At 60.7% G+C, this 25,815-nt stretch carries 30 protein-coding genes; 13 read left to right on the top strand and 17 right to left on the bottom strand.

Annotation, left to right across the window (positions count from 1 at the left end; translation table 11 throughout):
* The first annotated feature begins 205 nt into the window (after positions 1–205).
* On the top strand, positions 206–1,462 hold the full coding sequence (gene icd, locus C4J84_RS15010) for an NADP-dependent isocitrate dehydrogenase (RefSeq protein WP_124363290.1): 1,257 nt from the start codon (positions 206–208) through the stop codon (positions 1,460–1,462).
* 75 nt (positions 1,463–1,537) lie between these two features.
* On the opposite strand, the gene cspD is transcribed toward icd, so the two are convergent.
* On the bottom strand, positions 1,538–1,804 hold the full coding sequence (gene cspD / locus C4J84_RS15005) for a cold shock domain-containing protein CspD (RefSeq protein WP_124371064.1): 267 nt from the start codon (positions 1,802–1,804) through the stop codon (positions 1,538–1,540).
* A gap of 224 nt (positions 1,805–2,028) precedes the next feature.
* On the opposite strand from cspD, the gene clpS reads away from it, so the two are divergent.
* Positions 2,029–2,397, top strand: a complete 369-nt coding sequence (gene clpS, locus C4J84_RS15000; protein ID WP_124363288.1) for an ATP-dependent Clp protease adapter ClpS — start codon at positions 2,029–2,031, stop codon at positions 2,395–2,397.
* A 29-nt stretch (positions 2,398–2,426) separates the two neighbouring features.
* Positions 2,427–4,697, top strand: a complete 2,271-nt coding sequence (gene clpA, locus C4J84_RS14995; RefSeq protein WP_124363287.1) for an ATP-dependent Clp protease ATP-binding subunit ClpA — start codon at positions 2,427–2,429, stop codon at positions 4,695–4,697.
* A gap of 242 nt (positions 4,698–4,939) precedes the next feature.
* Here clpA and infA read toward each other — a convergent pair whose 3' ends face one another.
* The 3 genes from infA to aat form a co-directional block, all read right to left on the bottom strand.
* Positions 4,940–5,158, bottom strand: a complete 219-nt coding sequence (infA, locus tag C4J84_RS14990; protein WP_002553999.1) for a translation initiation factor IF-1 — start codon at positions 5,156–5,158, stop codon at positions 4,940–4,942.
* Positions 5,159–5,258: 100 nt separating this feature from the next.
* Positions 5,259–5,966, bottom strand: a complete 708-nt coding sequence (locus C4J84_RS14985) for an arginyltransferase (RefSeq protein WP_124435639.1) — start codon at positions 5,964–5,966, stop codon at positions 5,259–5,261.
* Between the two features lie 56 nt (positions 5,967–6,022).
* On the bottom strand, positions 6,023–6,703 hold the full coding sequence (aat, locus tag C4J84_RS14980; protein WP_124410229.1) for a leucyl/phenylalanyl-tRNA--protein transferase: 681 nt from the start codon (positions 6,701–6,703) through the stop codon (positions 6,023–6,025).
* A gap of 499 nt (positions 6,704–7,202) precedes the next feature.
* Here aat and C4J84_RS14975 point away from each other — a divergent pair, with 499 nt between their 5' ends.
* The 6 genes from C4J84_RS14975 to cysG are packed head-to-tail and all read left to right on the top strand — an operon-like array spanning position 7,203 to position 14,706.
* Positions 7,203–9,611, top strand: coding sequence for a DNA translocase FtsK (locus C4J84_RS14975; RefSeq protein WP_124363284.1), 2,409 nt, complete (start codon positions 7,203–7,205; stop codon positions 9,609–9,611).
* Between the two features lie 54 nt (positions 9,612–9,665).
* Complete coding sequence (gene lolA, locus C4J84_RS14970; RefSeq protein ID WP_124363283.1) at positions 9,666–10,289, top strand: outer membrane lipoprotein chaperone LolA; 624 nt, start codon at positions 9,666–9,668, stop codon at positions 10,287–10,289.
* Between the two features lie 28 nt (positions 10,290–10,317).
* A complete protein-coding gene (locus tag C4J84_RS14965; protein ID WP_124435638.1) occupies positions 10,318–11,643 on the top strand; it encodes a replication-associated recombination protein A in 1,326 nt (441 codons plus the stop codon).
* Positions 11,640–12,014 (top strand): fluoride efflux transporter CrcB, encoded by a 375-nt coding sequence (crcB, locus tag C4J84_RS14960; protein WP_124435637.1) that lies wholly within the window; start codon positions 11,640–11,642, stop codon positions 12,012–12,014. The genes C4J84_RS14965 and crcB overlap by 4 nt, the downstream gene beginning before the upstream one ends.
* Before the next feature lie 16 nt (positions 12,015–12,030).
* On the top strand, positions 12,031–13,311 hold the full coding sequence (gene serS / locus C4J84_RS14955) for a serine--tRNA ligase (protein ID WP_124435636.1): 1,281 nt from the start codon (positions 12,031–12,033) through the stop codon (positions 13,309–13,311).
* On the top strand, positions 13,312–14,706 hold the full coding sequence (gene cysG, locus C4J84_RS14950) for a siroheme synthase CysG (protein ID WP_124404539.1): 1,395 nt from the start codon (positions 13,312–13,314) through the stop codon (positions 14,704–14,706).
* Positions 14,707–14,820: 114 nt separating this feature from the next.
* On the opposite strand, the gene C4J84_RS14945 is transcribed toward cysG, so the two are convergent.
* The 6 genes from C4J84_RS14945 to tusD form a co-directional block, all read right to left on the bottom strand.
* Positions 14,821–15,816 carry a glutathione S-transferase family protein gene (locus C4J84_RS14945; RefSeq protein ID WP_124435635.1) on the bottom strand — a complete coding sequence of 332 codons (996 nt, stop codon included), beginning with the start codon at positions 15,814–15,816 and terminating at the stop codon, positions 14,821–14,823.
* Between the two features lie 88 nt (positions 15,817–15,904).
* The gene (locus C4J84_RS14940) at positions 15,905–16,906 is read right to left on the bottom strand and encodes a glycosyl transferase family protein (protein WP_124435634.1); all 1,002 of its coding nucleotides are present in this window, start codon (positions 16,904–16,906) and stop codon (positions 15,905–15,907) included.
* Positions 16,903–17,238: a TusE/DsrC/DsvC family sulfur relay protein gene (locus C4J84_RS14935; RefSeq protein WP_124410224.1), complete on the bottom strand. Its 336-nt coding sequence runs from the start codon at positions 17,236–17,238 to the stop codon at positions 16,903–16,905. The genes C4J84_RS14940 and C4J84_RS14935 overlap by 4 nt, the downstream gene beginning before the upstream one ends.
* Positions 17,235–17,513, bottom strand: coding sequence for a sulfurtransferase complex subunit TusB (gene tusB / locus C4J84_RS14930; protein WP_124435633.1), 279 nt, complete (start codon positions 17,511–17,513; stop codon positions 17,235–17,237). The genes C4J84_RS14935 and tusB overlap by 4 nt, the downstream gene beginning before the upstream one ends.
* Positions 17,513–17,863 (bottom strand): sulfurtransferase complex subunit TusC, encoded by a 351-nt coding sequence (gene tusC / locus C4J84_RS14925; RefSeq protein ID WP_124429884.1) that lies wholly within the window; start codon positions 17,861–17,863, stop codon positions 17,513–17,515. Before tusC ends, tusB begins: the two co-directional genes overlap by 1 nt.
* 1 nt (position 17,864) lies before the next feature.
* Positions 17,865–18,257, bottom strand: a complete 393-nt coding sequence (gene tusD, locus C4J84_RS14920; protein ID WP_124435632.1) for a sulfurtransferase complex subunit TusD — start codon at positions 18,255–18,257, stop codon at positions 17,865–17,867.
* Positions 18,258–18,416: 159 nt separating this feature from the next.
* Here tusD and C4J84_RS14915 point away from each other — a divergent pair, with 159 nt between their 5' ends.
* Positions 18,417–19,592 (top strand): CaiB/BaiF CoA-transferase family protein, encoded by a 1,176-nt coding sequence (locus C4J84_RS14915; protein WP_124435631.1) that lies wholly within the window; start codon positions 18,417–18,419, stop codon positions 19,590–19,592.
* 93 nt (positions 19,593–19,685) lie between these two features.
* On the opposite strand, the gene C4J84_RS14910 is transcribed toward C4J84_RS14915, so the two are convergent.
* Both C4J84_RS14910 and C4J84_RS14905 read right to left on the bottom strand, forming a co-directional pair.
* A complete protein-coding gene (locus C4J84_RS14910) occupies positions 19,686–20,180 on the bottom strand; it encodes a SprT family zinc-dependent metalloprotease (RefSeq protein ID WP_124363271.1) in 495 nt (164 codons plus the stop codon).
* A gap of 128 nt (positions 20,181–20,308) precedes the next feature.
* Positions 20,309–20,911: a Yip1 family protein gene (locus C4J84_RS14905; protein ID WP_124435630.1), complete on the bottom strand. Its 603-nt coding sequence runs from the start codon at positions 20,909–20,911 to the stop codon at positions 20,309–20,311.
* A gap of 295 nt (positions 20,912–21,206) precedes the next feature.
* On the opposite strand from C4J84_RS14905, the gene ttcA reads away from it, so the two are divergent.
* Together ttcA and C4J84_RS14895 are read left to right on the top strand one after the other, a co-directional pair.
* The gene (ttcA, locus tag C4J84_RS14900) at positions 21,207–22,031 is read left to right on the top strand and encodes a tRNA 2-thiocytidine(32) synthetase TtcA (protein WP_124363269.1); all 825 of its coding nucleotides are present in this window, start codon (positions 21,207–21,209) and stop codon (positions 22,029–22,031) included.
* 67 nt (positions 22,032–22,098) lie between these two features.
* Positions 22,099–22,770, top strand: a complete 672-nt coding sequence (locus tag C4J84_RS14895; RefSeq protein ID WP_124363268.1) for a DNA-3-methyladenine glycosylase I — start codon at positions 22,099–22,101, stop codon at positions 22,768–22,770.
* Between the two features lie 62 nt (positions 22,771–22,832).
* On the opposite strand, the gene C4J84_RS14890 is transcribed toward C4J84_RS14895, so the two are convergent.
* The 3 genes from C4J84_RS14890 to arsC are packed head-to-tail and all read right to left on the bottom strand — an operon-like array spanning position 22,833 to position 24,188.
* Positions 22,833–23,240 (bottom strand): DUF2069 domain-containing protein, encoded by a 408-nt coding sequence (locus C4J84_RS14890; protein ID WP_124435629.1) that lies wholly within the window; start codon positions 23,238–23,240, stop codon positions 22,833–22,835.
* Positions 23,224–23,838 carry an NAD(P)H:quinone oxidoreductase gene (gene wrbA / locus C4J84_RS14885; protein WP_124367392.1) on the bottom strand — a complete coding sequence of 205 codons (615 nt, stop codon included), beginning with the start codon at positions 23,836–23,838 and terminating at the stop codon, positions 23,224–23,226. Before wrbA ends, C4J84_RS14890 begins: the two co-directional genes overlap by 17 nt.
* Positions 23,835–24,188, bottom strand: coding sequence for an arsenate reductase (glutaredoxin) (gene arsC, locus C4J84_RS14880; protein ID WP_124435628.1), 354 nt, complete (start codon positions 24,186–24,188; stop codon positions 23,835–23,837). The genes wrbA and arsC overlap by 4 nt, the downstream gene beginning before the upstream one ends.
* A gap of 115 nt (positions 24,189–24,303) precedes the next feature.
* Between arsC and C4J84_RS14875 the strand changes: the two genes are divergently transcribed.
* On the top strand, positions 24,304–24,765 hold the full coding sequence (locus tag C4J84_RS14875; protein ID WP_124435627.1) for a TlpA disulfide reductase family protein: 462 nt from the start codon (positions 24,304–24,306) through the stop codon (positions 24,763–24,765).
* Between the two features lie 140 nt (positions 24,766–24,905).
* Here the strand turns inward: C4J84_RS14875 and C4J84_RS14870 are convergent, their stop codons facing one another.
* Positions 24,906–25,310 carry an META domain-containing protein gene (locus C4J84_RS14870; RefSeq protein ID WP_124435626.1) on the bottom strand — a complete coding sequence of 135 codons (405 nt, stop codon included), beginning with the start codon at positions 25,308–25,310 and terminating at the stop codon, positions 24,906–24,908.
* Entirely contained in the window at positions 25,307–25,747 is a 441-nt protein-coding gene (locus C4J84_RS14865; protein WP_124371049.1) for a hypothetical protein, read from the bottom strand. The genes C4J84_RS14870 and C4J84_RS14865 overlap by 4 nt, the downstream gene beginning before the upstream one ends.
* Positions 25,748–25,815 lie beyond the last annotated feature (68 nt).

Here is a 25,815-nt window from a genome sequence, read left to right as displayed (position 1 = left end):
TTGGTCTAAAGGTCGCAGGCAGCGCCTGTGCGGCTAAAGTCGCACGTGGTGCTCAAGATTGGCGATTTTGCCTTTGCTTTCAGGCTTGTAGGCGACAATTTATGCTGTTTTCGATGCAAATGAGCATGGCGCAAGGTTTCAGTCGCCATTTATCTGGAGTAGGCTCGAACGCAGCCAGATGTTCAATCCATAGATGGAGTTCAGCATGGGATACAAGAAGATTCAGGTTCCTGCAGTCGGCGACAAAATCACCGTCAATGCAGACCATTCTCTCAATGTTCCTGACCAACCGATCATCCCCTATATCGAAGGTGACGGTATTGGCGTCGACATCAGCCCGGTGATGATCAAGGTGGTCGACGCAGCTGTTGAAAAGGCCTACGGCGGCAAGCGCAAAATCTCGTGGATGGAGGTGTACGCCGGCGAGAAGGCCACCCAAGTCTACGACCAGGACACTTGGCTGCCTCAGGAAACCCTGGATGCGGTCAAGGATTACGTGGTGTCCATCAAGGGCCCGCTGACCACCCCGGTCGGTGGCGGCATCCGTTCGCTGAACGTGGCCCTGCGCCAGCAACTCGACCTCTATGTATGCCTGCGCCCGGTGCGCTGGTTCGAAGGCGTGCCCAGCCCGGTCAAGAAGCCGGGGGATGTGGACATGACCATCTTCCGTGAGAACTCCGAGGACATTTACGCCGGCATCGAGTGGAAGGCCGGTTCGCCTGAGGCGATCAAGGTGATCAAGTTCCTCAAGGAGGAGATGGGCGTCACCAAGATCCGCTTCGACCAGGATTGCGGCATTGGTATCAAGCCGGTATCGCTGGAAGGCACCAAGCGCCTGGCGCGCAAGGCCCTGCAATATGTGGTGGATAACGACCGCGACTCGCTGACCATCGTGCATAAAGGCAACATCATGAAGTTCACCGAAGGTGCCTTCAAGGAATGGGCCTACGAAGTGGCGGCCGAGGAGTTCGGCGCGACCCTGCTCGATGGCGGGCCGTGGATGCAGTTCAAGAACCCGAAGACCGGCAAGAACGTGGTGGTCAAGGATGCGATTGCCGATGCCATGCTCCAGCAGATCCTGCTGCGCCCGGCTGAATATGACGTGATTGCGACGCTCAACCTGAACGGCGACTACCTGTCTGACGCCCTGGCGGCGGAAGTGGGCGGCATCGGTATTGCGCCGGGTGCCAACCTGTCCGACACCGTGGCCATGTTCGAAGCCACCCACGGCACGGCACCGAAGTACGCGGGCAAGGATCAGGTCAACCCGGGCTCATTGATTCTTTCGGCGGAAATGATGCTGCGGCACATGGGCTGGGTAGAGGCGGCCGATTTGATCATCAAGGGCACCAACGGCGCGATTTCGGCCAAGACCGTGACCTATGATTTCGAGCGCCTGATGGAGGGCGCTACGCTGGTGTCGTCGTCGGGCTTTGGTGATGCGCTGATCAAGCATATGTAAACAAGCAGAAAAACCGGCCGTGCTGATTAACTCAGAATGGCCGGTTGGGCTTTCAAAACTTTGCTCAGTGGCTGATCAGGCCAGTTGCGTCGTCGATTGCAGAGCAGGCGCTTCTACTTTCGGCGCGTCTTTAACAGCCTCCAGCGCTTTGATTTTTACGGCATGCATGCCCTTGGGGCCTTGAATAATCTCAAAGCAGACAGCCTGACCCGCTTTCAATGTCTTGTAGCCATCCATCTCGATCACTGAGAAATGCGCAAAAAGGTCTTCATCCTTGCCATCTTCAAGAATGAAGCCATAACCCTTGGCATTGTTGAACCACTTGACCTTACCACTAGCCATTCCCTTATCCCTCTGCACCAGACTCCATCACTGGAGTATCATCCTGTCTATCCGTCCTAACCCGAATAAATAAGGTTGACTGCGCGGACCTTTTTTACCCACTGTGGGCTCTATTGGTTGTAACACCGATTTGCCGATAGTCAAGGCGATCAACCGGTCAGAGTTGAAATTCTGACAGCTCGCCCCCACCACTGTATTTGAACCACTGACGAACCTTTCTTTCCATGCATGCAAATAGCCAGATTCGACTAACATTCAATCAGGATCGCCCGGATCAGGAACATGACGACGACGGTTCTGCAGGCATTGCTGTTCAGGAGGCCAAGCCTGCTTTACAGGCGCCGCCGATGTACAAGGTGGTTTTGTTCAATGATGACTACACACCGATGGATTTCGTGGTCGAAGTGCTCGAGGTGTTTTTTAACCTGAACCGCGAGTTGGCGACCAAGGTAATGCTGGCCGTTCACACAGAAGGACGGGCAGTATGTGGAGTGTTTACCCGCGACATCGCCGAGACAAAGGCCATGCAGGTCAACCAGTACGCCAGGGACAGCCAGCATCCGCTACTCTGTGAAATCGAGAAGGACGGTTAACGCCGACCACTTGGGTATGAGGTGAAGCTATGTTAAACCGCGAGCTCGAAGTCACCCTCAATCTTGCCTTCAAGGAGGCTCGTTCGAAGCGTCATGAATTCATGACCGTCGAGCACCTGCTGCTGGCACTTTTGGATAACGAAGCTGCCGCCACCGTTCTACGTGCGTGCGGCGCCAACCTCGACAAACTCAAGCATGACCTGCAGGAGTTTATCGACTCCACCACGCCACTGATTCCCGTGCATGACGAGGACCGTGAGACCCAGCCGACCCTGGGCTTCCAGCGGGTATTGCAGCGTGCCGTATTCCACGTACAGAGCTCCGGTAAGCGTGAAGTCACGGGCGCCAATGTGCTGGTGGCGATTTTCAGCGAACAGGAAAGCCAGGCCGTATTTCTGCTCAAGCAGCAGAGCGTTGCCCGTATTGATGTTGTTAACTACATCGCCCACGGTATCTCCAAGGTGCCGGGGCACGGCGATCATTCCGAGGGTGAGCAGGATATGCAGGACGACGAGGGCGGTGAGTCTTCTTCTTCAAGCAATCCGCTGGATGCCTATGCCAGCAATCTCAATGAGTTGGCGCGCCAGGGGCGGATCGATCCGCTGGTGGGGCGTGAGCTCGAGGTTGAACGTGTAGCGCAGATCCTCGCGCGCCGCCGCAAGAACAACCCGTTGCTGGTGGGTGAAGCGGGTGTGGGGAAAACCGCGATCGCCGAGGGCCTGGCCAAGCGTATCGTGGACAATCAGGTGCCGGACCTGCTGGCCAACAGCGTCGTCTACTCCCTGGACCTGGGCGCGTTGCTCGCCGGGACCAAGTACCGTGGCGATTTCGAGAAGCGCTTCAAGGCGCTGCTCGGCGAGCTGAAAAAACGCCCGCAGGCGATTCTGTTCATCGACGAAATCCACACCATCATTGGTGCCGGCGCCGCGTCGGGCGGGGTGATGGACGCGTCCAACCTGCTCAAGCCGCTGCTGTCGTCGGGTGATATCCGCTGCATTGGCTCGACCACGTTCCAGGAATTCCGCGGGATCTTCGAAAAAGACCGTGCCCTGGCGCGCCGCTTCCAGAAAGTCGACGTGTCCGAGCCTTCGGTTGAAGACACCATCGGCATCCTGCGCGGGCTCAAGGGCCGGTTTGAAGCGCATCATGGCATCGAGTACACCGATGAGGCCTTGCGTGCGGCGGCTGAGCTGGCGTCGCGCTACATCAATGACCGGCACATGCCGGACAAAGCGATCGATGTGATCGACGAGGCGGGGGCCTACCAGCGCCTGCAGCCGGTCGAGAAACGTGTGAAGCGCATCGACGTGCCTCAGGTCGAGGACATCGTGGCGAAGATCGCGCGTATTCCGCCTAAACACGTCAACAGCTCCGATAAAGAGCTGCTGCGTAACCTGGAACGTGACCTCAAGCTGACCGTGTTTGGCCAGGACGCGGCCATCGATGCGTTGTCCACCGCGATCAAGCTGTCGCGCGCGGGCCTCAAGTCGCCGGACAAGCCCGTGGGTTCGTTCCTGTTCGCCGGCCCCACCGGTGTCGGCAAAACCGAGGCGGCGCGTCAATTGGCCAAAGCCATGGGGATCGAGCTGGTGCGCTTCGATATGTCCGAATACATGGAGCGTCACACCGTGTCGCGCCTGATCGGTGCGCCTCCGGGCTATGTCGGCTTCGACCAGGGTGGCCTGTTGACCGAGGCGATCACCAAGCAGCCGCATTGCGTATTGTTGCTCGATGAAATCGAGAAGGCGCATCCGGAAGTCTTCAACCTGCTGTTGCAGGTGATGGACCACGGCACCCTGACCGACAACAACGGGCGCAAGGCGGATTTCCGCAACGTGATCGTGATCATGACCACCAACGCCGGCGCTGAAACCGCTGCGCGGGCGTCGATCGGCTTTACGCATCAGGACCACTCCTCCGATGCGATGGAAGTGATCAAGAAGAGCTTCACACCGGAGTTCCGCAACCGCCTGGATACCATTATCCAGTTTGGTCGCCTCAGCCATGAGGTCATCAAAAGCGTGGTGGACAAGTTCCTCACCGAGCTTCAGGCGCAGTTGGAAGACAAGCGCGTGCAGCTGGAGGTGTCGGAAGCGGCGCGAAGCTGGATTGCGGAAGGCGGCTACGACGCGGCAATGGGCGCTCGCCCGATGGCGCGTCTGATCCAGGACAAGATCAAGCGGCCGCTGGCCGAAGAGATCCTGTTCGGCGAGCTTTCCGACCATGGTGGCGTGGTGCATATCGATCTGAAGGACGGCGAGCTGACCTTCGACTTCGAAACCACCGCTGAAATGGCCTGATCGTTCACTGCAATAACACAAAGGCGCCGAAAGGCGCCTTTTTGCTGGAATGCTATTCCAAAAATGATGGAGTTCCAATGTGGGAGGGGGCTTGCTCCCGATAGCGGTATATCAGTCACACATGCACCGGCTGAACCGCCGCTATCGGGAGCAAGCCCCCTCCCACATTTGGTTATTGGTGGCCCAAAAACTCTACGCACACAAAAACGCCCGGCAGAACCGGGCGTTTTGTATTGACTTGCTTAGCGAGCGCGGTAAGTGATGCGCCCTTTGCTCAAGTCATAGGGCGTCAGCTCGACGCGCACTTTGTCACCGGTAAGAATACGAATGTAGTTCTTGCGCATCTTGCCGGAGATATGCGCGGTTACGACGTGCCCATTTTCCAACTCCACACGAAACATGGTGTTGGGCAGGGTGTCGACGACAGTGCCTTCCATTTCGAAGCTGTCTTCTTTCGACATGCAGTAAAGCCCTCGGTATCCAGTGAATGGCCCGGTGCAACTGCGCCAGGCAAAAGCGGCGTGCATTGTGCCCGAAAAAGGGTGTTCAAGCCAAGGGGTTCTAGTTAAGCGTTACCCATCTTTGATTAATCAGCAGTTCAATGGGCCGATATTGGGTCTTGTAGTTCATCTTTTTGCAGTTCTTGATCCAGTATCCAAGGTACACCGCCTCCAGTTCCAGGCGCAGTGCTTCACCTATCTGCCAGAGAATGGCAAAGCGTCCCAGGCTGCGGCGCTCTTCGGCGGGTTCATAGAAGGTGTACACCGCCGACAGGCCGTTGGGCAGCAGGTCGGTGACCGCCACCGCCAGCAGCCGCCCGTCGAGGCGGAATTCGTAGAAGCGCGAAAAAGGCAGGTCGCGCACCAGGAAGGTGGAAAACTGATCGCGGCTGGGCGGGAACATATCGCCGTCGGCGTGGCGTTGTTCAATGTAGCGTTGATAAAGATCGAAATATTCTTCGCTGTACTGCGGTTTGACCGCGGTTACCGTGAGGTCGGCGTTGCGCTTGAGAATGCGTTTCTGGTTGCGATCCGGCACAAATTGCGCCACCGGAATCCGCGCCGGTACGCAAGCGTTGCAATTTTGGCAGTGAGGCCGGTACAGGTGATCGCCGCTGCGCCGAAAGCCCATCTCCGACAGGTCGGCGTACACATGCACGTCCATCGGTTGGCTGGGGTCGAGGAACAGCGTAGTGGCCTGCTCGTCGGGCAGATAGCTGCAAGAGTGGGCTTGAGTGGCATAGAACTTCAAGCGCGCCAGCTCGGTCATGATCAACCCTCGGGATAAGCTTTGAAATAAGTGTAAGCCAGGTACGCGGATGGCGCTTAAGAAACCCACGGCCCAGAGCTGGGCACGTCCAGGTGATTGCGCAGCCACTGCGCGAACTCACTGCGCGGTATGGCGCGCGCGCCCAGGCTGTGCAGGTGGTCGTTGGGCATCTGGCAGTCAATCAGCACAAAGCCCCAGGCCTGCAATTGCCGGGTCAGCGTGGCGAAGCCGAATTTGGAGGCGTTGTCGGCGCGGCTGAACATGGATTCGCCAAAAAACAACTGGCCCATCGCCAGGCCGTAAAGGCCTCCGACCAGTTCCCCCTGGTCCCACACCTCCACCGAGTGGGCGTAACCCCGCTGATGCAGCTCCAGGTAGGCGCTCTGGATGCCTTGCGTGATCCAGGTGCCATCGGCATACGCGCGTGGCGCCGCACAGCCTTGAATAACCGCAGCGAAGTCCTGGTCGAAGGTCACGCTATAGCGCTGCTGGCGCAATAATTTGCCGAGGCTGCGCGAGACGTGCAGCTCGTCGGGGAATATCACTGTGCGTGGGTCCGGCGACCACCAGAGAATCGGTTGGCCTTCGGAGAACCAGGGAAAGCAGCCGTGACGATAGGCCTGGATCAACCGTTCGGCTGACAGGTCGCCGCCGGCGGCAAGCAGGCCGTTGGGTTCGCGCATGGCCTTGGCCAGTGGCGGAAAGGTGAGGGTGTCGCGTTGCAACCAGGTCAGCATGGCATCCAGGCTTACGGAAGGGGAGGGGAGTGGCAGGTTGTAGGCGCCTGCCCCAGGCGGTGATTATTGTCGACACAGCGCCACGGGGCCAGCCCGAATAGGTTTTTGGCGCGGATTAGCGTGTAAGGGTGTTTCTGCAACTCTGTGCATAAGGCGCGGTCGTAATCGGGTCTGGCCGGTGCAGGCCATTTGCCAAGCTTGCCTGGTTTACTAAATACAGCGCATAAGCCTTTGTCAGCAAAGACAATGCATGCTCAAATTGAACAGGCTGCAACACCTGGAGGTTCCGTGCTGCCGGGTGACGGGCAAGTGCGTGGCATCGCGCACGCAAACCCGTACAATGCGGCGATCGTGGCGTTATCGCCATTTCGCCTATGGGTTTGGCAGTGTTAAAAGTAGATTCAGCAACATTCGTCATTTTTCAGCTGCTCGGAACAGAGCAGTCGTGTGCAGTCATTCAACAGATGGACGCGCTAAAAGGCGCAGGAAAAGACCCGTTTTGAAGAAATCCGCCGCAACACCCAAAGCAGCAGTCGTGCCGGCCTGGCGTCAGCACCTGCATTACCGACTCAAGGAAGGTGCGCTGATCGCTATCGGCGCGCTGTGCCTGTTCCTGATGATGGCCTTGCTCACCTATGGCAAGGACGATCCTGGCTGGAGCCATAACAGCAAAATCGACGACGTGCAGAATTTCGGTGGCCCGGTGGGTTCCTACAGCGCCGATATCCTGTTCATGATTCTCGGTTATTTCGCGTACATCTTCCCGCTGCTGCTGGCGATCAAGACCTGGCAGATCTTCCGCCAGCGGCATGAGCCGTGGCAGTGGAGCGGCTGGCTGTTTTCCTGGCGCCTGATCGGGCTGGTGTTCCTGGTGTTGTCCGGCGCCGCCCTGGCGCATATCCATTTCCACGCGCCCACCGGTTTGCCAGCAGGTGCGGGCGGGGCGCTGGGCGAAAGCCTGGGCGACCTGGCGCGCCGCACCCTGAATATCCAGGGCAGCACCCTGATGTTCATCGCGCTGTTTCTGTTCGGCCTTACGGTGTTCACCGACCTGTCTTGGTTCAAAGTGATGGACGTGACCGGCAAGATCACCCTCGATCTGTTCGAGTTGTTCCAGGGGGCCGCCAACCGCTGGTGGGCGGCGCGTGTCGAGCGCAAGCAAATGGTTGCGCAGCTGCGCGAAGTGGACACCCGCGTCAACGAAGTGGTGGCTCCAAGCACGCCGGACCGCCGCGAGCAAGCCAAGGTCAAGGAGCGCCTGATCGAGCGCGAACAGGCCCTGAGCAAGCACATGTCGGACCGCGAGAAGCAGGTGCCGCCGGTGATCGCTCCCGCGCCGCCCAAGGCGCCCGAGCCAAGCCATCGCGTGCAGAAAGAGAAACAGGCTCCGCTGTTCATCGACAGCGCCGTCGAAGGCACCTTGCCGCCGATCTCGATTCTCGACCCGGCGGAAAAGAAACAGCTCAACTACTCGCCCGAATCCCTGGCGGCCGTTGGCCACCTGCTGGAAATCAAGCTCAAGGAATTCGGCGTCGAAGTGTCGGTAGACTCGATTCACCCAGGCCCGGTGATTACCCGTTACGAAATCCAGCCAGCCGCAGGCGTCAAGGTCAGCCGTATTTCCAACCTGGCCAAAGACCTGGCCCGTTCCCTGGCCGTGACCAGCGTGCGCGTGGTGGAAGTGATTCCCGGCAAAACCACCGTGGGTATCGAGATTCCCAACGAAGACCGCCAGATCGTGCGGTTCTCCGAGGTGCTTTCAACCCCGGAATATGACAATTTCAAATCGCCGGTCACCTTGGCCCTCGGCCATGACATCGGCGGCAAGCCGGTGATCACCGACCTGGCAAAAATGCCGCACCTGCTGGTGGCCGGTACCACCGGTTCCGGTAAGTCGGTGGGCGTGAACGCAATGATCCTGTCGATCCTGTTCAAATCCGGCCCGGACGACGCCAAGCTGATCATGATCGACCCGAAAATGTTGGAATTGTCGATCTACGAAGGCATCCCGCACCTGCTGTGCCCGGTGGTCACCGACATGAAGGACGCCGCCAACGCCCTGCGCTGGAGCGTCGCCGAGATGGAGCGTCGCTACAAGCTGATGGCGAAGATGGGCGTGCGTAACCTGTCTGGCTTCAATGCCAAGGTCAAGGAAGCCCAGGACGCTGGCACACCGCTGACCGACCCGCTGTACAAGCGCGAGAACATTCACGATGAAGCGCCGCTGCTGACCAAGTTGCCGACCATCGTGGTGGTGGTCGACGAATTCGCCGACATGATGATGATCGTCGGCAAGAAGGTCGAAGAACTGATCGCACGCATCGCCCAGAAGGCCCGTGCGGCCGGGATCCACTTGATCCTCGCAACCCAGCGGCCGTCGGTGGATGTGATCACCGGCCTGATCAAGGCCAACATCCCCACGCGCATGGCGTTCCAGGTGTCGAGCAAGATCGACTCGCGGACCATCATCGACCAGGGCGGCGCCGAGCAACTGCTGGGCCACGGTGACATGCTCTACATGCCGCCCGGCACCAGCCTGCCGATTCGTGTGCACGGTGCCTTCGTGTCCGACGATGAAGTGCATCGCGTGGTGGAAGCCTGGAAACTGCGTGGTGCACCGGAATATAACGACGAGATCCTCGCCGGCGTTGAAGAGGCCGGTAGCGGCTTCGACGGCGGCAGCGGCGGTGGCGACGATGACGCCGAAACCGACGCGCTGTACGACGAGGCCGTGGCGTTCGTGCTGGAAAGCCGTCGCGCCTCGATTTCTGCGGTGCAACGCAAGCTGAAGATTGGCTACAACCGCGCAGCCCGCATGATCGAAGCCATGGAAAACGCTGGCGTCGTCACTGCAATGAACACCAACGGCTCGCGTGAAATCATCGCCCCCGGGCAGATGCGCGACTGATCCCGCGCCGCGTGGCAGCACGCGGCGCGCCCTGATTACTCAATGAGGATTCCCATGCGCATTATCCGCATGCTGTTGTTGCCGGTACTGGCCCTGACCGCCGCTTCGGCTCACGCTGACCCGGCTTCGGTGGCCAGCCTGAAGAACCTGCTGGACAAATCCCAGACCCTGACCGCGCGCTTTTCCCAGCTGACCCTGGACGCCGGTGGCACCCAGTTACAGGAAACCGCGGGTGAAATGGCTGTGCAGCGTCCTGGCCTGTTCTACTGGCATACCGAAGGCAAGGCCGAACAGACCATCGTTTCCGACGGCCAGAAAGTCACGCTGTGGGACCCGGACCTGGAGCAGGCGACCATCAAGAAGCTCGACCCACGGCTGAACCAGACGCCAGCGCTGCTGCTGTCGGGCGATGTATCGAAGATCAACGACAGTTTCGATATCACCTCCAAGCAAACCAGCAACGTGATCGAATTCACCCTCAAGCCAAAATCCAAGGACACGCTGTTTGACAGCCTGCAACTGTCGTTCGGCAACGGTGTGATCAATAACATGCGCCTGATCGACAGCGTCGGCCAGCGCACCGATATCCTGTTCTCCGGGGTCAAGGCCAACCAGCCGGTGCCCGCGTCCAAGTTCAAGTTCGACATCCCCAAGGGTGCCGACGTGATCCAGGAATAAACTCCCCCAGAGGTTTCAAACGCTGCCCATGGATCTGTTTCGAAGTGACCCGATTGCCCAGCCTCTGGCCGCGCGCCTGCGCTCGACCAACCTGGACGAGTACGTCGGTCAGGAACACCTGCTCGCTCGCGGCAAGCCCCTGCGTGAAGCCCTGGAGCAGGGTGCGCTGCACTCGATGATTTTCTGGGGGCCGCCGGGGGTGGGTAAAACCACCCTGGCGCGGCTGCTGGCGAAGGTCTCGGATGCGCACTTCGAAACGGTCTCCGCCGTGCTGGCCGGGGTCAAGGAAATCCGTCAGGCGGTGGAAATCGCCAAGCAGCAGGCCGGGCAATACGGCAAGCGCACCATCCTGTTCGTCGACGAAGTGCATCGCTTCAACAAGTCCCAGCAGGATGCGTTCCTGCCGTACGTCGAAGACGGCACGCTGATCTTTATCGGCGCCACCACCGAGAACCCTTCGTTCGAATTGAATAACGCGCTGCTCTCGCGGGCGCGTGTCTACGTGCTCAAGAGCCTGGACGAGGCGGCCATGCAGAAGCTGTTGCAGCGCGCCTTGAGCGAAGACAAGGGGCTTGGCAAGCGCCAGCTGAGCGTCAGTGAGGAGGGCTTCAAGATCCTGCTCACCGCCGCCGATGGTGATGGCCGGCGGTTTCTCAACCTGCTGGAGAACGCCTCGGACCTTGCCGAAGATGGCGGCGAGATTGGCGTCGACCTGCTGCAAAGCCTGCTGGGTGACACACGCCGGCGTTTCGATAAGGGCGGCGAAGCGTTCTACGACCAGATATCGGCGCTGCACAAATCCGTCCGCGGCTCCAACCCGGACGGCGCGCTGTACTGGTTTGCACGCATGATCGACGGCGGTTGCGACCCGTTGTACCTGGCGCGCCGCGTGGTGCGCATGGCCAGCGAGGACATCGGCAATGCCGACCCGCGCGCCCTGAGCCTGTGCCTGGCCGCCTGGGACGTGCAAGAGCGCCTCGGCAGCCCGGAAGGCGAGCTGGCGGTGGCCCAGGCCATTACCTACCTGGCATGCGCGCCCAAAAGCAACGCGGTGTACATGGGCTTCAAGTCGGCGCTGCGCGCGGCGGCCGAACATGGTTCGCTCGAAGTGCCGATGCACTTGCGCAACGCACCGACCAAGTTGATGAAACAGCTGGGTTACGGTGACGAGTACCGCTATGCCCATGATGAGCCGGACGCTTACGCGGCCGGTGAAGACTACTTTCCCGATGAGCTGGAACCGTTGCCGCTCTATCAGCCGGTGCCCCGTGGCCTGGAGTTGAAGATTGGCGAAAAGCTCAATCATCTGGCCGCACTTGATCGTTTAAGTCCCAGGCAGCGGAGAAAATCATGATTCCCTTGGTGGTCGCCGTCTCGGCGGGCGGTATCGCGGGTACACTGCTGCGCTTTGCGACGGGTAACTGGATCAACGCGAATTGGCCCAAGCACTTCTATACCGCGACGCTGGCCGTTAATATCGTGGGCTGCCTGGTGATCGGTGTTTTATACGGCCTGTTCCTGGTGCGTCCCGAAGTACCGATTGAGGTGCGCGCCGGCCTGATGGTTGGCTTCCTTGGCGGCCTGACGACCTTTTCATCATTTTCACTGGATACCGTACGCCTGCTGGAAAGCGGGCAAGTGCTGCTGGCGATTGGCTATGCAGCTATCAGCGTATTCGGCGGGCTGCTTGCCACCTGGGCCGGCCTGTCCTTGACCAAACTTTGATAAACGAGAGACCGACATGCTCGATTCCAAACTGTTACGTAGCAACCTTCAGGACGTAGCGGACCGCCTGGCATCCCGTGGCTTTGCCTTGGATGTTGCGCGCATCGAAGCGCTGGAAGAACAGCGCAAGACCGTCCAGACCCGCACCGAAGCACTGCAGGCTGAGCGGAATGCGCGTTCCAAGTCCATCGGTCAGGCCAAGCAGCGCGGCGAAGACATCGCGCCGTTGATGGCGGACGTCGAGCGCATGGGTACCGAGCTGTCCGACGGCAAAGCCGAGCTGGACAAAATTCAGTCCGAGCTGGATTCGATCCTGCTGGGCATCCCCAACCTGCCCCACGAATCCGTGCCGATTGGCGCGGACGAAGACGGCAACGTTGAAGTGCGTCGCTGGGGCACGCCCAAAGCCTTCGATTTCGACGTCAAGGACCACGTTGCCCTGGGCGAATTGACCGGCGGCCTGGATTTCGAAACCGCCGCGAAAATGTCCGGCGCGCGTTTCGCCCTGTTGCGTGGCCCGATCGCACGCATGCATCGCGCCCTGGCGCAGTTCATGATCAACCTGCACACCGCCGAGCACGGTTACGAAGAGGCCTACACCCCGTACCTGGTGCAAGCGCCGGCGTTGATGGGCACCAGCCAGTTGCCGAAATTCGAGGAAGACCTGTTCAAGATCAGCCGCGACGGCGAAGCCGACCTGTACCTGATCCCGACCGCCGAAGTGTCGCTGACCAATATCGTCGCTGGCGAAATCCTCGATGCCAAGCAACTGCCGCTCAAGTTTGTCGCCCATAGCCCGTGCTTTCGCAGTGAAGCCGGCGCCTCGGGGCGCGACACCCGTGGCATGATCCGCCAGCACCAGTTCGACAAGGTCGAGATGGTCCAGGTGGTCGAGCCGTCCAAATCCATGGAAGCCTTGGAAGGCCTGACGGCCAACGCCGAGCGCGTCCTGCAGTTGCTGGAGCTGCCGTATCGCGTGCTGGCGTTGTGCACCGGTGACATGGGTTTCAGCGCCGTGAAGACCTACGACCTTGAAGTGTGGGTGCCGAGCCAGGACAAGTACCGCGAGATTTCGTCGTGCTCCAACTGCGGCGATTTCCAGGCCCGACGCATGCAGGCGCGTTTCCGCAACCCGGAAACCGGCAAGCCGGAACTGGTGCACACCCTCAATGGTTCGGGCCTGGCGGTAGGCCGTACGCTGGTGGCAGTGCTGGAAAACTACCAGCAGGCCGACGGTTCGATTCGTGTGCCTGAGGTGCTCAAGCCCTACATGGCGGGCGTCGAGGTCATCGGCTAAATGGAATTTCTGCCGCTGTTTCATAACCTGCGCGGCAGTCGTGTGCTGGTCGTCGGCGGCGGGGAGATTGCCTTGCGCAAATCCCGGCTGCTGGCCGATGCCGGGGCGTTGCTGCGGGTGGTTGCTCCCCAGATCGAAGACCAGTTGCGTGAACTGGTGCTGGGCAGTGGCGGGGACCTGATGTTGCGCGGTTATCAGGAGACGGACCTCGACGGTTGCGTGCTGATCATCGCGGCCACCGACGACGAGCCACTGAACGCGCAAGTGTCCAGTGATGCCAAGCGGCGCTGTGTACCGGTCAATGTGGTGGATGCGCCGGCCCTGTGCAGCGTGATCTTCCCGGCGATCGTCGACCGTTCGCCGTTGGTGATCGCGGTGTCCAGTGGCGGCGATGCGCCGGTACTGGCGCGCTTGATCCGGGCCAAGCTGGAAACCTGGATTCCGTCCACCTATGGCCAGTTGGCCGGGTTGGCGGCGCGTTTTCGTGCCCAGGTCAAAGGTTTGTACCCGGATGTGCAGCAGCGACGGGCGTTCTGGGAAGAAGTGTTCCAGGGCCCGATTGCCGACCGGCAACTGGCCGGGCAGGGCGATGAGGCTGAGCGCCTGTTGATCGAGAAGGTCAATGGCGCGCCGCCTTACGCGCCGGGTGAGGTTTACCTGGTGGGTGCAGGCCCGGGCGACCCAGACCTGTTGACCTTCCGCGCCTTGCGCCTGATGCAGCAAGCCGACGTGGTGTTGTATGACCGGTTGGTGGCTCCAGCGATCCTGGAACTGTGCCGCCGGGATGCCGAGCGCGTGTACGTCGGCAAGCGTCGCGCCGATCATGCCGTGCCGCAGGACCAGATCAACCAGCAACTGGTGGACCTGGCCAAGCAAGGCAAGCGCGTGCTGCGCCTCAAGGGCGGCGATCCGTTCATTTTCGGGCGGGGCGGCGAAGAGATCGAGGAATTGGCGGCCCATGGCATCCCGTTCCAGGTGGTCCCGGGGATCACGGCGGCCAGTGGTTGCGCGGCGTATGCGGGCATTCCGTTGACGCACCGTGACTACGCACAGTCGGTGCGGTTTATCACCGGCCACTTGAAGAATGGCACCTCGGACCTGCCCTGGCAGGACCTGGTGGGACCGTCACAGACCCTGGTGTTCTACATGGGCTTGATTGGGTTGCCGATCATCTGCGAGCAATTGATCAAGCACGGGCGCGCGGCAGATACGCCAGCAGCGTTGATTCAGCAGGGCACCACCGCCAACCAGCGCGTATTCACCGGCACCCTGGCCGACTTGCCGCGCATGGTGGCGGAGCATGAAGTCCATGCGCCGACGCTGGTGATCGTGGGTGAGGTGGTGGTGTTGCGCGAGAAGCTCAAGTGGTTCGAAGGCGCCCAGTCTCAGGTCTGAACCTCAAAAGCATCGGGAGCAAGCCCCCTCCCACATTTTGACTGTGTTCACAGACTAAGATGTGGGAGGGGGCTTGCTCCCGATGAGGCCATCAAATACGACCGATATTCCAGATCAGCTAAAGACACCTTTACCTGAAAGTCGCGCCCGATCATGGCTGTTGTCAAATTCTTGCAGCGGCCCCTTCGGCACAATCCCCGTCGGGTTTATCGTCCGATGGCTGGCGTAGTAATGCCCCTTGATGTGCTCAAAATTCACCGTCTCGGCCACCCCCGGCCACTGATACATCTCCCGCAACCAATTGGACAAGTTCGGATAATCGGCAATTCGTCGCAGGTTGCATTTGAAGTGGCTGTAATACACCGCATCAAAACGAATCAACGTGGTGAACAGCCGCACATCCGCCTCGGTCAGGTACTCGCCGGCCAGGTAGCGGTGCTCGCCCAGGTGGCGTTCCAAATGGTCCAGCTCGGCAAACACGTCATCGAAGGCACCTTCATAGGCCTGCTGCGAGGTGGCGAAGCCTGCGCGGTACACGCCGTTGTTCACGGCCGGGTAGATGCGTTCGTTCAGCGCATCGATGGCCGGGCGCAGTGCGTCGGGATAGAAATCCAGGGTATTACCGGTCAGCTCATCAAATGCGCTATTGAACATGCGGATGATTTCCGCCGACTCATTGCTGACGATGCGTTTGAGCTTCTTGTCCCATAACACCGGCACCGTGACACGCCCGGTGTAGTCAGCGGTCTCAGCGGTGTAGCGCTGGTGCATGAAGTCGAAGCCGTCGAGCGCGTCGCCGCTGGAGCCGTGGGCCTTGTCGAAGGTCCAGCCGTTTTCCAGCATCAGCCAACTGACCACCGAGACGTCGATCAGGCTTTCCAGGCCCTTGAGCTTGCGCAGGATTAAGGTGCGGTGGGCCCAGGGGCAGGCGAGGGAGACGTAGAGGTGATAGCGACCTGCCTCGGCCTTGAAGCCGCCTTCGCCACTCGGGCCGGGCTGGCCGTCGGCGGTCACCCAGTGGCGGCGTTGCGCCTGTTCGCGCTGGAACGCGCCGTCTGCGCTACTTTCGTACCATTGGTCTTTCCAGTGTCCTTCGATCAGCAAACCCATGACTGGCTCCTTGGCTAATAAGCGTTGGAGCCCAGTCTAAAGGGATGAGTTCGAACTAAAAGCGCAAAGACCCGAGGTGAATGATCGATTAAATCGATTTGTCGCGCGCATCCCAATACTGCTGGGCCAGTTCAAATGCCTGCTCCCGGGTGTGTCCGAGGCCGCGCAAGGCCAGGGCCATGGTTGCGATCAGCGCCAGTTGCGGGTAGCTGTCCTCGACCTCGCCACGCCACAGGGCTTTGAGATGCTCAGGCTCCAGGCTCGCCGGTTTGACGTGGCGCTGGGCGGAGAGGGCGGGCCATTCTTCGTCCCAGCTCAGGCCACTGGTGGTGCCGTACAGGTGGCTGAGGGTGTCGGGGTTGATTTCCACTTCGCCGCCATCGCCCTTGACCACAATCACGTTGTCGCCCAGCAGGCCGCTGGCATCGCGGTGCACGCCCTGGTAACCCGGATGGAAGATGCTTTGCAGGCCGCAACGGGCATTCAGTGGGTTGAGCAAGCGTGCCAGGGAATGGATCGGCGAGCGCAGGCCCAGGGTGTTGCGCAGGTCGATCATGCGCTGCAACTGAGGCGCCCAGTCGCCCAGCGGGATAAACGCCAGGTTGCCTTGTTCATACGCCGCCTCGACCTGCTGCCAATTGCGGCACAACGGTATCTGCAAACGCTCCAGCAATTGCTCGGTGTACAGGCGGCCCGCCGTATGCGCGCCGCCGCCGTGCATGAGGATGCGCACGCCGTTTTGCGCCAGGCATTTGGCCGCCAGCAAAAACCACGGCAAATGGCGCTTTTTGCCGGCGTAGGTCGGCCAGTCGATATCCACCTTCAAGGCGGGCGGATTCAAGCGCTCGCGCACCGCTTCGGTGAAACCGGCGAGCTCTTCCGGGCTTTCTTCCTTGTGACGCAACAGCATGAGAAAGGCGCCCAGTTGGGTGTCTTCGACTTTTTCGTCGAGCAGCATGCCCATGGCTTCCCGCGCTTCCTCACGGGTGAGGTTGCGCGCGCCGCGCTTGCCCTTGCCGAGGATGCGCACGAACTGCGCAAAAGGGTGCTCTTCAGGCGTTGAGAGGGTCAGTGGGGCAAAGTCGGTCATAAGCAATTCGTCGGCCTGGGCAGGCCCGCCAGCTTGGCGGCAAGTTTGGCGGGAGTGCCGTTGAACAGTTTGTTGAGGTGCAGGCTGTTGCCCTTGTCCGGGCCGAGCTTCAAGGCGGCGTACTTGATCAGCGGGCGCGTGGCCGGCGACAGCTGATATTGCGCGTAAAAGCCGCGCAGCAGTTCGAGGATTTCCCAGTGGTCCGGGGTCAGTTCCAGCGATTCTGCGGCGGCCAGGGCGTTGGCAATCTCGGCAGACCACGCGTCGAGGTCGACCAGATAGCCGTCCTTGTCCAGTTCGAGGGTGCGCGTGCCTACGGTCAGCGTATTCATAACCAAGTGTTGACCTTGTCATAGTCGATCGACAACTGCACGAAACCCGGATAGTCCACGCTGTCGGCCCAGTCCGGCAACGGCAGGTTGCGCGCCTGCATGTCTTCAGCCAGCACGAACACCTTCACGCCTTTGGTGTGCAGGGCCGGGCTGCGCAGGCCGTAGGCGCCGTCGCCGCACAGCAGGATCGCATCCGCGCTGGCACAGACGCGCAGACAGCTGTCGAGACGGCTGTCGGTAAAGGGGGAGTGGGACACCACATGTAGAGTCGACATCAGAGGGTAATCACCTGGTCGTAACGGTCAATCAGTTGGGAAATGGCGGCAGGGTCCAAAGGCTGCGCGCTTGCCGGCACACCCAGCCCGCGTTCGGCCAGGCTGTGGCTGCAGGCGAACACGTCATCGATGCCGAACAGGCCCAGGGCTTGCAGGTTGGCGCTCAAATCCTTTTGCTGCACGGCCTTGGCGTCCTGGTGCGGTGCAAGCTGGAACACGCCGTCGTCCAGAAACAGCAGGCCGATCGGTAGATCGAACGCGCCACCGGCCAGCACGATATCCAGCGCTTCCCGCGCACTGGGGCCGGACCACGGCGCCTGGCGGCTGATCACCAGCAATGACTTGGCCATGTCATGAACCTCCAAAACAGATCAGGCGGTCCGCGTCCTGGATCGCGTCATGCAGTTGCCCCAGGCCCGACAGCGCCCAGGGCGCGTCCAGGTTCACCGCGCTGCGTTGATAGCGCGTGGCTTCCTCGGCGTTGAGCACGCCACGGCGCAGGGCTGCGGCGATACACACGACGCCGTCGAGCTGGTGGGCGCTGACGAACTCGCGCCATTGGCGCGCGATGTCTTGCTCGTCCTGGGGCGCGACGACGTTATTGGACGCGCTGTACACGCCATCCTGGTAAAAAAACAGCCGCACAATCTCATGCCCGCCGGCCAGGGCCGCCTGGGCGAACAACAGGGCGCGGCGCGAGGAGGGCGCGTGGGCGGCGCTGAACACTGCAATCGCGAACTTCATGGAACACTCTGCCAACAAAACGTGGGCCAATGATAAAGCCGTGGCGACGAAAAAGCCCGCCGTGATCAAAACGGTCAGGGGGGTTGATCGTTCCGACGATTGCCGTCGACGCTCAAGGCTGACTACGCTGTGAACCGTCGAATCGGAAACGGAGTTTGTATGACAGGCCCCTTGGCGTCCCTCAAAGTGCTGGATTTTTCCACCCTGTTGCCCGGCCCCTTCGCCTCACTGATGCTGGCGGACATGGGCGCCGAGGTGCTGCGCATCGAATCGCCGACGCGCATGGATTTGTTGCGCGTCCTGCCGCCCCATGATCAGGGCACCTCGGCGAGCCATGCCTACCTCAATCGCAACAAACGCAGCCTGGCGCTGGACCTCAAGCGGGCCGAGGCGCTGCAGATCGTGTTCGAGCTGGTCAAGGGCACCGACATCCTCATCGAACAATTCCGCCCCGGCGTGATGGAGCGTCTGGGCCTGGGGTATGCGGCCTTGAACGCGATCAACCCGAGGCTGATCTACGTGTCGATCACCGGCTACGGCCAGACCGGCCCTTACAGGGATCGAGCCGGCCACGATATCAACTACCTGGCCGTGGCCGGCGTGGCCAGCCACAGCGGGCGGCGCGACAGCGGGCCGTTGCCGTTGGGCGTGCAGCTGGCGGATATCGGCGGCGGGTCGTTGCATGCGGTGGTGGGCTTGCTCGCGGCGGTCATCGCACGGCAGCAGAGCGGCGTCGGCCAGTACCTGGATGTGAGCATGACCGACTGCGCGTTCAGCCTGAACGCCATGGCCGGCGCGGGTTACCTGGCCTGCGGGGTGGAACCGGCGTGGGAAAACCATGTGCTCAATGGCGGCAGTTTTTACGATTATTACCGCACCCGTGATGGGCGCTGGATGTCGGTGGGCAGCCTGGAACCGGCCTTCATGCAGCAATTGTGCGAAGCGCTGGGGCGACCGGAGTTGGCGCTGCACAGCCTCAAGCCTGAGCAGCAGCCGGCCCTCAAGCAGGCGCTGCAGGTGGAATTCGAAAAACGCAGCTTTGATGAAGTGTGCGCGTTGTTTGCTGGAGTGGATGCGTGCGTGGAACCGGTGTTGAACTTGAGTGAAGCGGTAGCGCATCCGCAGCTGCAGGCGCGCGGGCTGATCAGCCAGGTACCCAGGGGCGATGGCTCGACCCAGGCGCAGATCGCCTGCCCACTGAAGTTTTCCGAGGGGTTGCCGGCGCCACGGCATATTGGCGCGGCTGTCGGCGCGCACAGTGATGAAGTGCTGGGGGAATTGGGCTTCAGTGCTCAGCGGATTGCGGATTTGCGCCAGGCCAAGGTTGTTGGGTGACTGTTCTGATGCCATCGGGGGCAAGCCCCCTCCCACATTTTGAATGTATTCACAAATCAAAGTGTGGGAGGGGGCTTGCCCCCGATGAGGCCCTCATTCCACCCGAGTTTCCCCAGTAAATACCAGAGTCTGCCGACACCGCCGACACAAATACCGCCGCCCCTGGCCTACCAGCCCATGGCGCTGCGGCGAAAACGGGAAGTCGCTGTTGGCACATGGGCACCGGTAGATATAGCGCGTCACCTGACGCCGCTTGACTTCATAGGTGTGGCAACGGTCCGGCGGCAGTTCGTAAACCCCACGCATGATCAACTGCCATTCCTCACCATGGGGCTGGATGCGCTCGCCAAACAGTTGGTGGGCAATCAAGTGCGCTACTTCGTGGGCCACGGTTTGTTTGAGGAAATGTTGGCTGTTTTCACGGTAAAGCTGAGGGTTGAAGCGCAGCAGGTTTTCGTGCAAATGCGCGACACCGGCTTTCTGGCCCCGCAGCTTGAGGCTGACCTTGGGGCGTTTGAAGCTTCGTTTGAAAAAGGATTCGGCTTGCAGGAAACAATCTTCGACGCGGGTATTGAGTTGCTCGGGCATGCTGTACATATCTCCAGAGACGTCCAGTATGCCGCAAAGCAGGGTGTTTCCGAATCTGTCAGGCGCCGAATGGTCATGCATAACGCACAAAGCCACCTTGTGGTGGCTTTGCCTGCGGTAAAAAAGGCTTAACTGGTGTAGATCGGCCCAACGCCCAGGCCCCAGACGATCACGGTAAACGCCATGATCGCCACCAGTACCACCAGTCCTACAGCCAGTACCGAGCTGGAAAACAGGAAGCCTTCATCCGGGTCGATACTCATGAAGGTCGGCAGCCCCACATACAGCAGGTATACCGTGTAGCAGATCGCCGCCGTGCCCACGACCATGCCCAGCCACATGTGCGGATACAGCGCCGCCAGCCCGCCAATAAACAGAGGCGTCGCTGTGTAGGTGGCGAAGGCAATGCAACGCGCCATGCTGGGGTTGGCGTCGTAGGTGCGGGCCATCCAGTGAATGAACGCGCCCATCACCGCCACGCCGCCGAGCATTGCAGCGTAGGACATCAGGGTCATCCACAGCGCGCTTTCCTGGGTCAGCATGACCGGTGCGCGGTTGCCGATCACCCAGCCGACCTGGGTGGTGCCGATAAATGCAGAGACGGCAGGAATCGCCGCGAGAACCAGGGTATGGGTGAGGTACATGTGGCTGATGCTTTCTTCTTTATCGCCACGAATTTCCCGCCATTCCTGATCGGGATGGGTAAACAGCCCCACGACGTGATGGATCATGCCAGTCACTCCTGTCGTTATTACCATCGCCCCCCAGCGGAGCGCTACCGGCCAAATGGCCTGCAAGGTCCGGATAGTCGTGCGACCTCTAGTCGCAGTATAGGAAGTGATGACCTGGAAAACTGTAGGGCCTTTAGAGTAAATCGCGCTGTAAACATAGGTGCTAATCGCGGCACGGTCTGTAGCGGGCAATGCATTCAAGGTGGGAGGGGCTTGCTCCCACATTGAATCGAGGGCGCTCAGGTCGCTAAAATACCCCGCTTTTCGTCACACACTTGCAGCGGATCCAAGCGCCATGGGCACTCTTACGGTCAACCAGAACAAACTGCAAAAACGCCTGCGTCGCCTGGCCGGTGAAGCGGTCGCCGATTTCAACATGATCGAGGAGGGCGACAAGGTCATGGTCTGCCTTTCCGGCGGCAAAGACAGCTATACCCTGCTCGATGTGCTGCTGCACCTGCAGAAGGTCGCGCCGATCAAGTTCGAGATCGTCGCCGTCAACATGGACCAGAAACAGCCAGGTTTTCCCGAGCACGTGCTGCCGGCCTATCTCAAGGAACTGGGCGTCGAGTACCACATCGTCGAGAAAGACACTTATTCGGTGGTCAAGCAGTTGATCCCCGAAGGCAAGACGACCTGCTCGCTGTGCTCGCGCCTGCGGCGGGGCACGCTCTATACCTTTGCCGATGAGATCGGCGCGACCAAGATGGCCCTGGGGCATCATCGCGACGATATCGTCGAAACCTTCTTCCTCAACATGTTCTTCAACGGCTCGCTCAAGGCCATGCCGCCCAAGCTGCGTGCCGATGACGGGCGCAACGTGGTGATCCGCCCGCTGGCGTATTGCAACGAGAAAGACATCCAGGCGTATGCCGACTTCAAGCAGTTTCCGATCATTCCGTGCAACCTGTGCGGCTCCCAGGAAAACCTGCAGCGCCAGGTGGTCAAGGACATGCTGCTGGAGTGGGAACGCAAGACGCCGGGCCGCACCGAGAGCATCTTCCGCAGCCTGCAGAATGTGATCCCGTCGCAATTGGCCGACCGCAACCTGTTCGACTTCACCAGCCTGAAAATCGATGAAACCGCGGCGTCGCGTTTCGTCAATGTAGTGAACCTCTAACGCTCTACAACGCTCTGAAGGACGGCGCTCACGGGCGCCGTTTTCATTTCACCTGCCAGGAGAGGGCATGCGCGATTACAAGTGGCTGCACGAATATTGTCTGAACCGTTTTGGTTCAGCGGCCCAGTTGGAAGCCCATCTGCCGGTGCCCAAGACCCCGGCGCAATTGCGCAGGATCAGCGCTGACCGCTACCTGTCGACCCTGGCGCTGCGCGTGTTCCGTGCCGGCTTGAAGCACAGCGTGGTGGACGCCAAGTGGCCGGCGTTCGAACAGGTGTTCTTTGGCTTCGACCCGGAAAAAGTCGTGCTGATGGGCGCCGAGCACTTGGAACGCCTGATGCAGGACGCCCGCATCATCCGTCACCTGGGCAAGCTCAAGAGCGTGCCGCGCAATGCGCAGATGATCCTGGATATCACCCAGGAGAAGGGCAGCTTCGGCGCGTTTATCGCCGAGTGGCCAGTCACCGATATCGTTGGGCTATGGAAGTACCTGAGCAAGCACGGCCACCAATTGGGCGGCCTGTCGGCACCGCGCTTTTTGCGCATGGTAGGCAAGGATACGTTCGTGCCGAGCTATGACGTGGTGGCGGCGTTGAATGCGCAGAAGATCGTCGACAAGGTGCCCACCAGCCTGCGCGACCTGGCGACGGTGCAGGGCGCCTTCAACCAGTGGCATGCCGAAAGTGGGCGGCCGATGTGCCAGTTGTCGATGATGCTGGCTTACACCGTCAACCATTGATCGTTCCCACGCTCTGCGTGGGAATGCTGCCCAGGACGCTCTGCGTCCCAGACCTTGCTGTATCAGGCTGGCGCCAACCGCCGATTCAACTGGTGGCGCCAGCGCACATACAGCAACGCCGTGCAAAACAGCACCAGGCTCGCCACCATCTCAAGCACCCCGAATCCCTGGCGGTTCGGGTCATACGCTGCCAGCGCGCCCTTGATGAAATACAGGTTCACCACAAAGCACATCCACGAATGCCCGCGTGCGCTGCCCAGGATCATGCCTGGCGCCAGCACCAGCAGCGGCACCAGTTCGATCAGCAGGATCACCCACGGACGCGCGCCGTGCAGGTCGGCGACGAACAGGTAGTACACGCACAACAAGCCCACCAGGCCAAAAAACGCCAGAAGGCTGAGTGCGCGCGCGAGCTTGACCCGCGGCTCCAGCCACGCCTGGGGCGGCAGGACCTTAGGCTGCCTGGCCACGGCCGTTCTCCAGCAGTGTGGCGGTTTTTGCCAGGCGCAGGCCCAGGGCGCGGCACAGGGTGATTTCATGGGGGTCGAGCATGCGCTTGCCATCAGGCCCGGCATGGTGGCTGGCGCCATACGGCGTACCGCCGCCCTGGGTGTCGAGCAGCGCCTGCTCGCTGTAGGGCAGGCCGGTGATCAGCATGCCGTGGTGCAACAGCGGCAGCAGCATCGACATCAGCGTGGTCTCCTGGCCGCCGTGCAGGCTGGCGGTGGAGGTGAACACGCCAGCAGGTTTGCCGACCAGGGCGCCGGTGAGCCACAGGTTGCTGGTGCCATCGAGGAAGTACTTGAGCGGCGCAGCCATGTTGCCAAAACGCGTCGGGCTGCCGAGGGCCAGGCCCGAGCAGTTTTTCAGGTCATCCAGGCTGGCATACAGCGCGCCTTCGTCCGGAATACTCGGCGCCACGGCTTCGCACTCGGTGGAGATCGCCGGCACGGTGCGCAGCCGGGCTTCCATGCCGCCTTGCTCGATACCCCGGGCAATCTGCCGGGCCATTTCGCTGACCGAGCCATTGCGGCTGTAATACAACACCAGCACATAGGGGGTAGTCACGGCAGCAGCTCCAGTACATTTTCCGGCGGACGGCCAATGATGGCTTTATCGGCGGTTTCCAGGATGGGACGTTCCATCAGCTTGGGGTGTTCGGCGATGGCGGCGATCAACTGCGCTTCGCTGAGACTGGCGTCGGCCAGGTTAAGGCTTTTGTATTCCTCTTCGCCGCTGCGCAACAATTGGCGGGCGCTTAGGCCAAGTTTGATCAGCAGCGCCTGTAGTTGCGCCGCGTTCAGTGGGGTTTCCAGGTAGCGCACCACGGTAGGCGTGAGGCCGCGGGCTTCCAGCAGTTCAAGCGCACCGCGGGATTTCGAGCAGCGCGGGTTGTGATAAAGCGTCAGATCGGTCATGTGCGGGTCGCATCTTGCGTAAGGTGGCGGGTATTCTACCTGCGCTGCGGGCCGTCCTTAAACCGTAAGAGGCGATAGGCCGCAGCCAATGTTCATTTTTACGAAGGATTACCCCATGACTAGGCGACTGATCGGTGCATTGGCGATCATCACAACCCTGCTGCTCAGTGGCTGCGGTAACGATTACGGCGTTGACCAGTATGGCCAGAAAATACCGGCCGAACGCCTGGACAAGCAGTGGCTGGTGGTCAATTACTGGGCTGAATGGTGTGGCCCGTGCCGCACGGAAATCCCCGAGCTCAACGCCTTGGCCGAGCAACTCAAAGCGCAGAACGTGGGCGTGTTCGGGGTCAATTTCGACAATGTGCAGGGTGAGGAGCTCAAAGCCGCCAGCGACAAGCTGGGTATCAAGTTCACCGTGCTGGCGCAGAACCCGGAAGGGATCTTCGATATTCCACGCAGCGAGGCGCTGCCGGTGACCTATATCATCGATGACAAAGGCAAGGTGCGCGAACAACTGATGGGTGAGCAGACGGCGGAAGGGGTACTGGCCAAACTCAAGGCCCTGCGCGGTTAAAGCATCAACTCAGAGCCAATGTGGGAGGGGGCTTGCTCCCGATTGCGGTGGGTCAGCTTAATAATTGCTGGCTGATACACCGCTATCGGGAGCAAGCCCCCTCCCACATTGGGATCCTCATCAATTCACAGCTTGGAGATTCAGCCTTCTTCAAGCCACAGGCGGATCGGCTTGCCTTGGGCCGGCCAGAAGCGGGTCTGTTCGATCGGCGAGATGTCCCAGCGCTGTACGCCTTGCAGGGCCTGGAAGAAGCGGTGCTCCTGTTCCATCAACGCCTCGGCGCACATTTTGCGGGTGCTGCCGATCGGGCCGAAGCTGAGCTTGTCGCCTTCGAGGGTGTACGGCGCAAACCAGTGGTTGCAGCCGCCATTGCCATAGGCGCGCCCATCGGCACCGAGGGTCACGGTCAGGTGCGCGTAGTCCATCAAGGGCCGCTCACCTATCCACTCCACCACATAGCTGTGATCCTGCTTGAGCTTGGCCGCATCGCCGGCGCAGCCACCTAGGGCCGCGCCCACGGCGGCGAGCAGCAGCAGGCCCTTCATTGTGCGGCCCGCTGGCATTTCGGGCAGCGGTGCTGGTCGCCTTCGCTGGCCCAGCCGAGTTCTTTGATGCGTGCGTTGGCGGCCGGCTGCAGCGGTTCTTTGGTCAGCTTGGTTTCCACCGCGAATTCAAACTCCAGCACGCTGTCGCAGCTGTCGCAATTGACCTTCCAGGTGTGAATCTCCAACTCGCCGAATTTCGGCCCCAGGGCCATGGCGACCCATTGGCCCGCCGGGCGGATGGAGTAGCGCGCGTCACCTTCCACGGTCAGGCGCATCGACAGGGTTTTGCTGCCGCGCAGGGTGACGATCAGCACGTCGCCATGCTTGATCGAACCACCGTTGCCGGTGACTTGATAACGGCCCGGCACCAAGGCGCGGCATTCGATCAGGGTGTGTTGCGGGCTCAGCAAGCTGAAGCGGAAATCGTGTTCGGCCATGGATCCTCCAAATAGGCGCGGCATCCTATCACGGGTGCCGGCTCATCATGAGCCCGGTATGTGACCGC

The organism is Pseudomonas sp. R11-23-07 (genome assembly GCF_003852295.1).
Lineage (GTDB): Bacteria > Pseudomonadota > Gammaproteobacteria > Pseudomonadales > Pseudomonadaceae > Aquipseudomonas.
Note: the sequence above shows the minus strand (reverse complement) of the source record. Positions and strands in the feature narration are given on the sequence as shown.

Coding starts and splice junctions, on each gene's coding strand:
- icd (WP_124363290.1), top strand. CDS start 206: ATGGGATACAAGAAGATTCAGGTTCCTGCAGTCGGCGACAAAATCACC.
- cspD (WP_124371064.1), bottom strand. CDS start 1,804: ATGGCTAGTGGTAAGGTCAAGTGGTTCAACAATGCCAAGGGTTATGGC.
- clpS (WP_124363288.1), top strand. CDS start 2,029: ATGCATGCAAATAGCCAGATTCGACTAACATTCAATCAGGATCGCCCG.
- clpA (WP_124363287.1), top strand. CDS start 2,427: ATGTTAAACCGCGAGCTCGAAGTCACCCTCAATCTTGCCTTCAAGGAG.
- infA (WP_002553999.1), bottom strand. CDS start 5,158: ATGTCGAAAGAAGACAGCTTCGAAATGGAAGGCACTGTCGTCGACACC.
- C4J84_RS14985 (WP_124435639.1), bottom strand. CDS start 5,966: ATGACCGAGCTGGCGCGCTTGAAGTTCTATGCCACTCAAGCCCACTCT.
- aat (WP_124410229.1), bottom strand. CDS start 6,703: ATGCTGACCTGGTTGCAACGCGACACCCTCACCTTTCCGCCACTGGCC.
- lolA (WP_124363283.1), top strand. CDS start 9,666: ATGCGCATTATCCGCATGCTGTTGTTGCCGGTACTGGCCCTGACCGCC.
- C4J84_RS14965 (WP_124435638.1), top strand. CDS start 10,318: ATGGATCTGTTTCGAAGTGACCCGATTGCCCAGCCTCTGGCCGCGCGC.
- crcB (WP_124435637.1), top strand. CDS start 11,640: ATGATTCCCTTGGTGGTCGCCGTCTCGGCGGGCGGTATCGCGGGTACA.
- serS (WP_124435636.1), top strand. CDS start 12,031: ATGCTCGATTCCAAACTGTTACGTAGCAACCTTCAGGACGTAGCGGAC.
- cysG (WP_124404539.1), top strand. CDS start 13,312: ATGGAATTTCTGCCGCTGTTTCATAACCTGCGCGGCAGTCGTGTGCTG.
- C4J84_RS14945 (WP_124435635.1), bottom strand. CDS start 15,816: ATGGGTTTGCTGATCGAAGGACACTGGAAAGACCAATGGTACGAAAGT.
- C4J84_RS14940 (WP_124435634.1), bottom strand. CDS start 16,906: ATGACCGACTTTGCCCCACTGACCCTCTCAACGCCTGAAGAGCACCCT.
- C4J84_RS14935 (WP_124410224.1), bottom strand. CDS start 17,238: ATGAATACGCTGACCGTAGGCACGCGCACCCTCGAACTGGACAAGGAC.
- tusB (WP_124435633.1), bottom strand. CDS start 17,513: ATGTCGACTCTACATGTGGTGTCCCACTCCCCCTTTACCGACAGCCGT.
- tusC (WP_124429884.1), bottom strand. CDS start 17,863: ATGGCCAAGTCATTGCTGGTGATCAGCCGCCAGGCGCCGTGGTCCGGC.
- tusD (WP_124435632.1), bottom strand. CDS start 18,257: ATGAAGTTCGCGATTGCAGTGTTCAGCGCCGCCCACGCGCCCTCCTCG.
- C4J84_RS14915 (WP_124435631.1), top strand. CDS start 18,417: ATGACAGGCCCCTTGGCGTCCCTCAAAGTGCTGGATTTTTCCACCCTG.
- C4J84_RS14910 (WP_124363271.1), bottom strand. CDS start 20,180: ATGCCCGAGCAACTCAATACCCGCGTCGAAGATTGTTTCCTGCAAGCC.
- C4J84_RS14905 (WP_124435630.1), bottom strand. CDS start 20,911: ATGATCCATCACGTCGTGGGGCTGTTTACCCATCCCGATCAGGAATGG.
- ttcA (WP_124363269.1), top strand. CDS start 21,207: ATGGGCACTCTTACGGTCAACCAGAACAAACTGCAAAAACGCCTGCGT.
- C4J84_RS14895 (WP_124363268.1), top strand. CDS start 22,099: ATGCGCGATTACAAGTGGCTGCACGAATATTGTCTGAACCGTTTTGGT.
- arsC (WP_124435628.1), bottom strand. CDS start 24,188: ATGACCGATCTGACGCTTTATCACAACCCGCGCTGCTCGAAATCCCGC.
- C4J84_RS14875 (WP_124435627.1), top strand. CDS start 24,304: ATGACTAGGCGACTGATCGGTGCATTGGCGATCATCACAACCCTGCTG.
- C4J84_RS14870 (WP_124435626.1), bottom strand. CDS start 25,310: ATGAAGGGCCTGCTGCTGCTCGCCGCCGTGGGCGCGGCCCTAGGTGGC.
- C4J84_RS14865 (WP_124371049.1), bottom strand. CDS start 25,747: ATGGCCGAACACGATTTCCGCTTCAGCTTGCTGAGCCCGCAACACACC.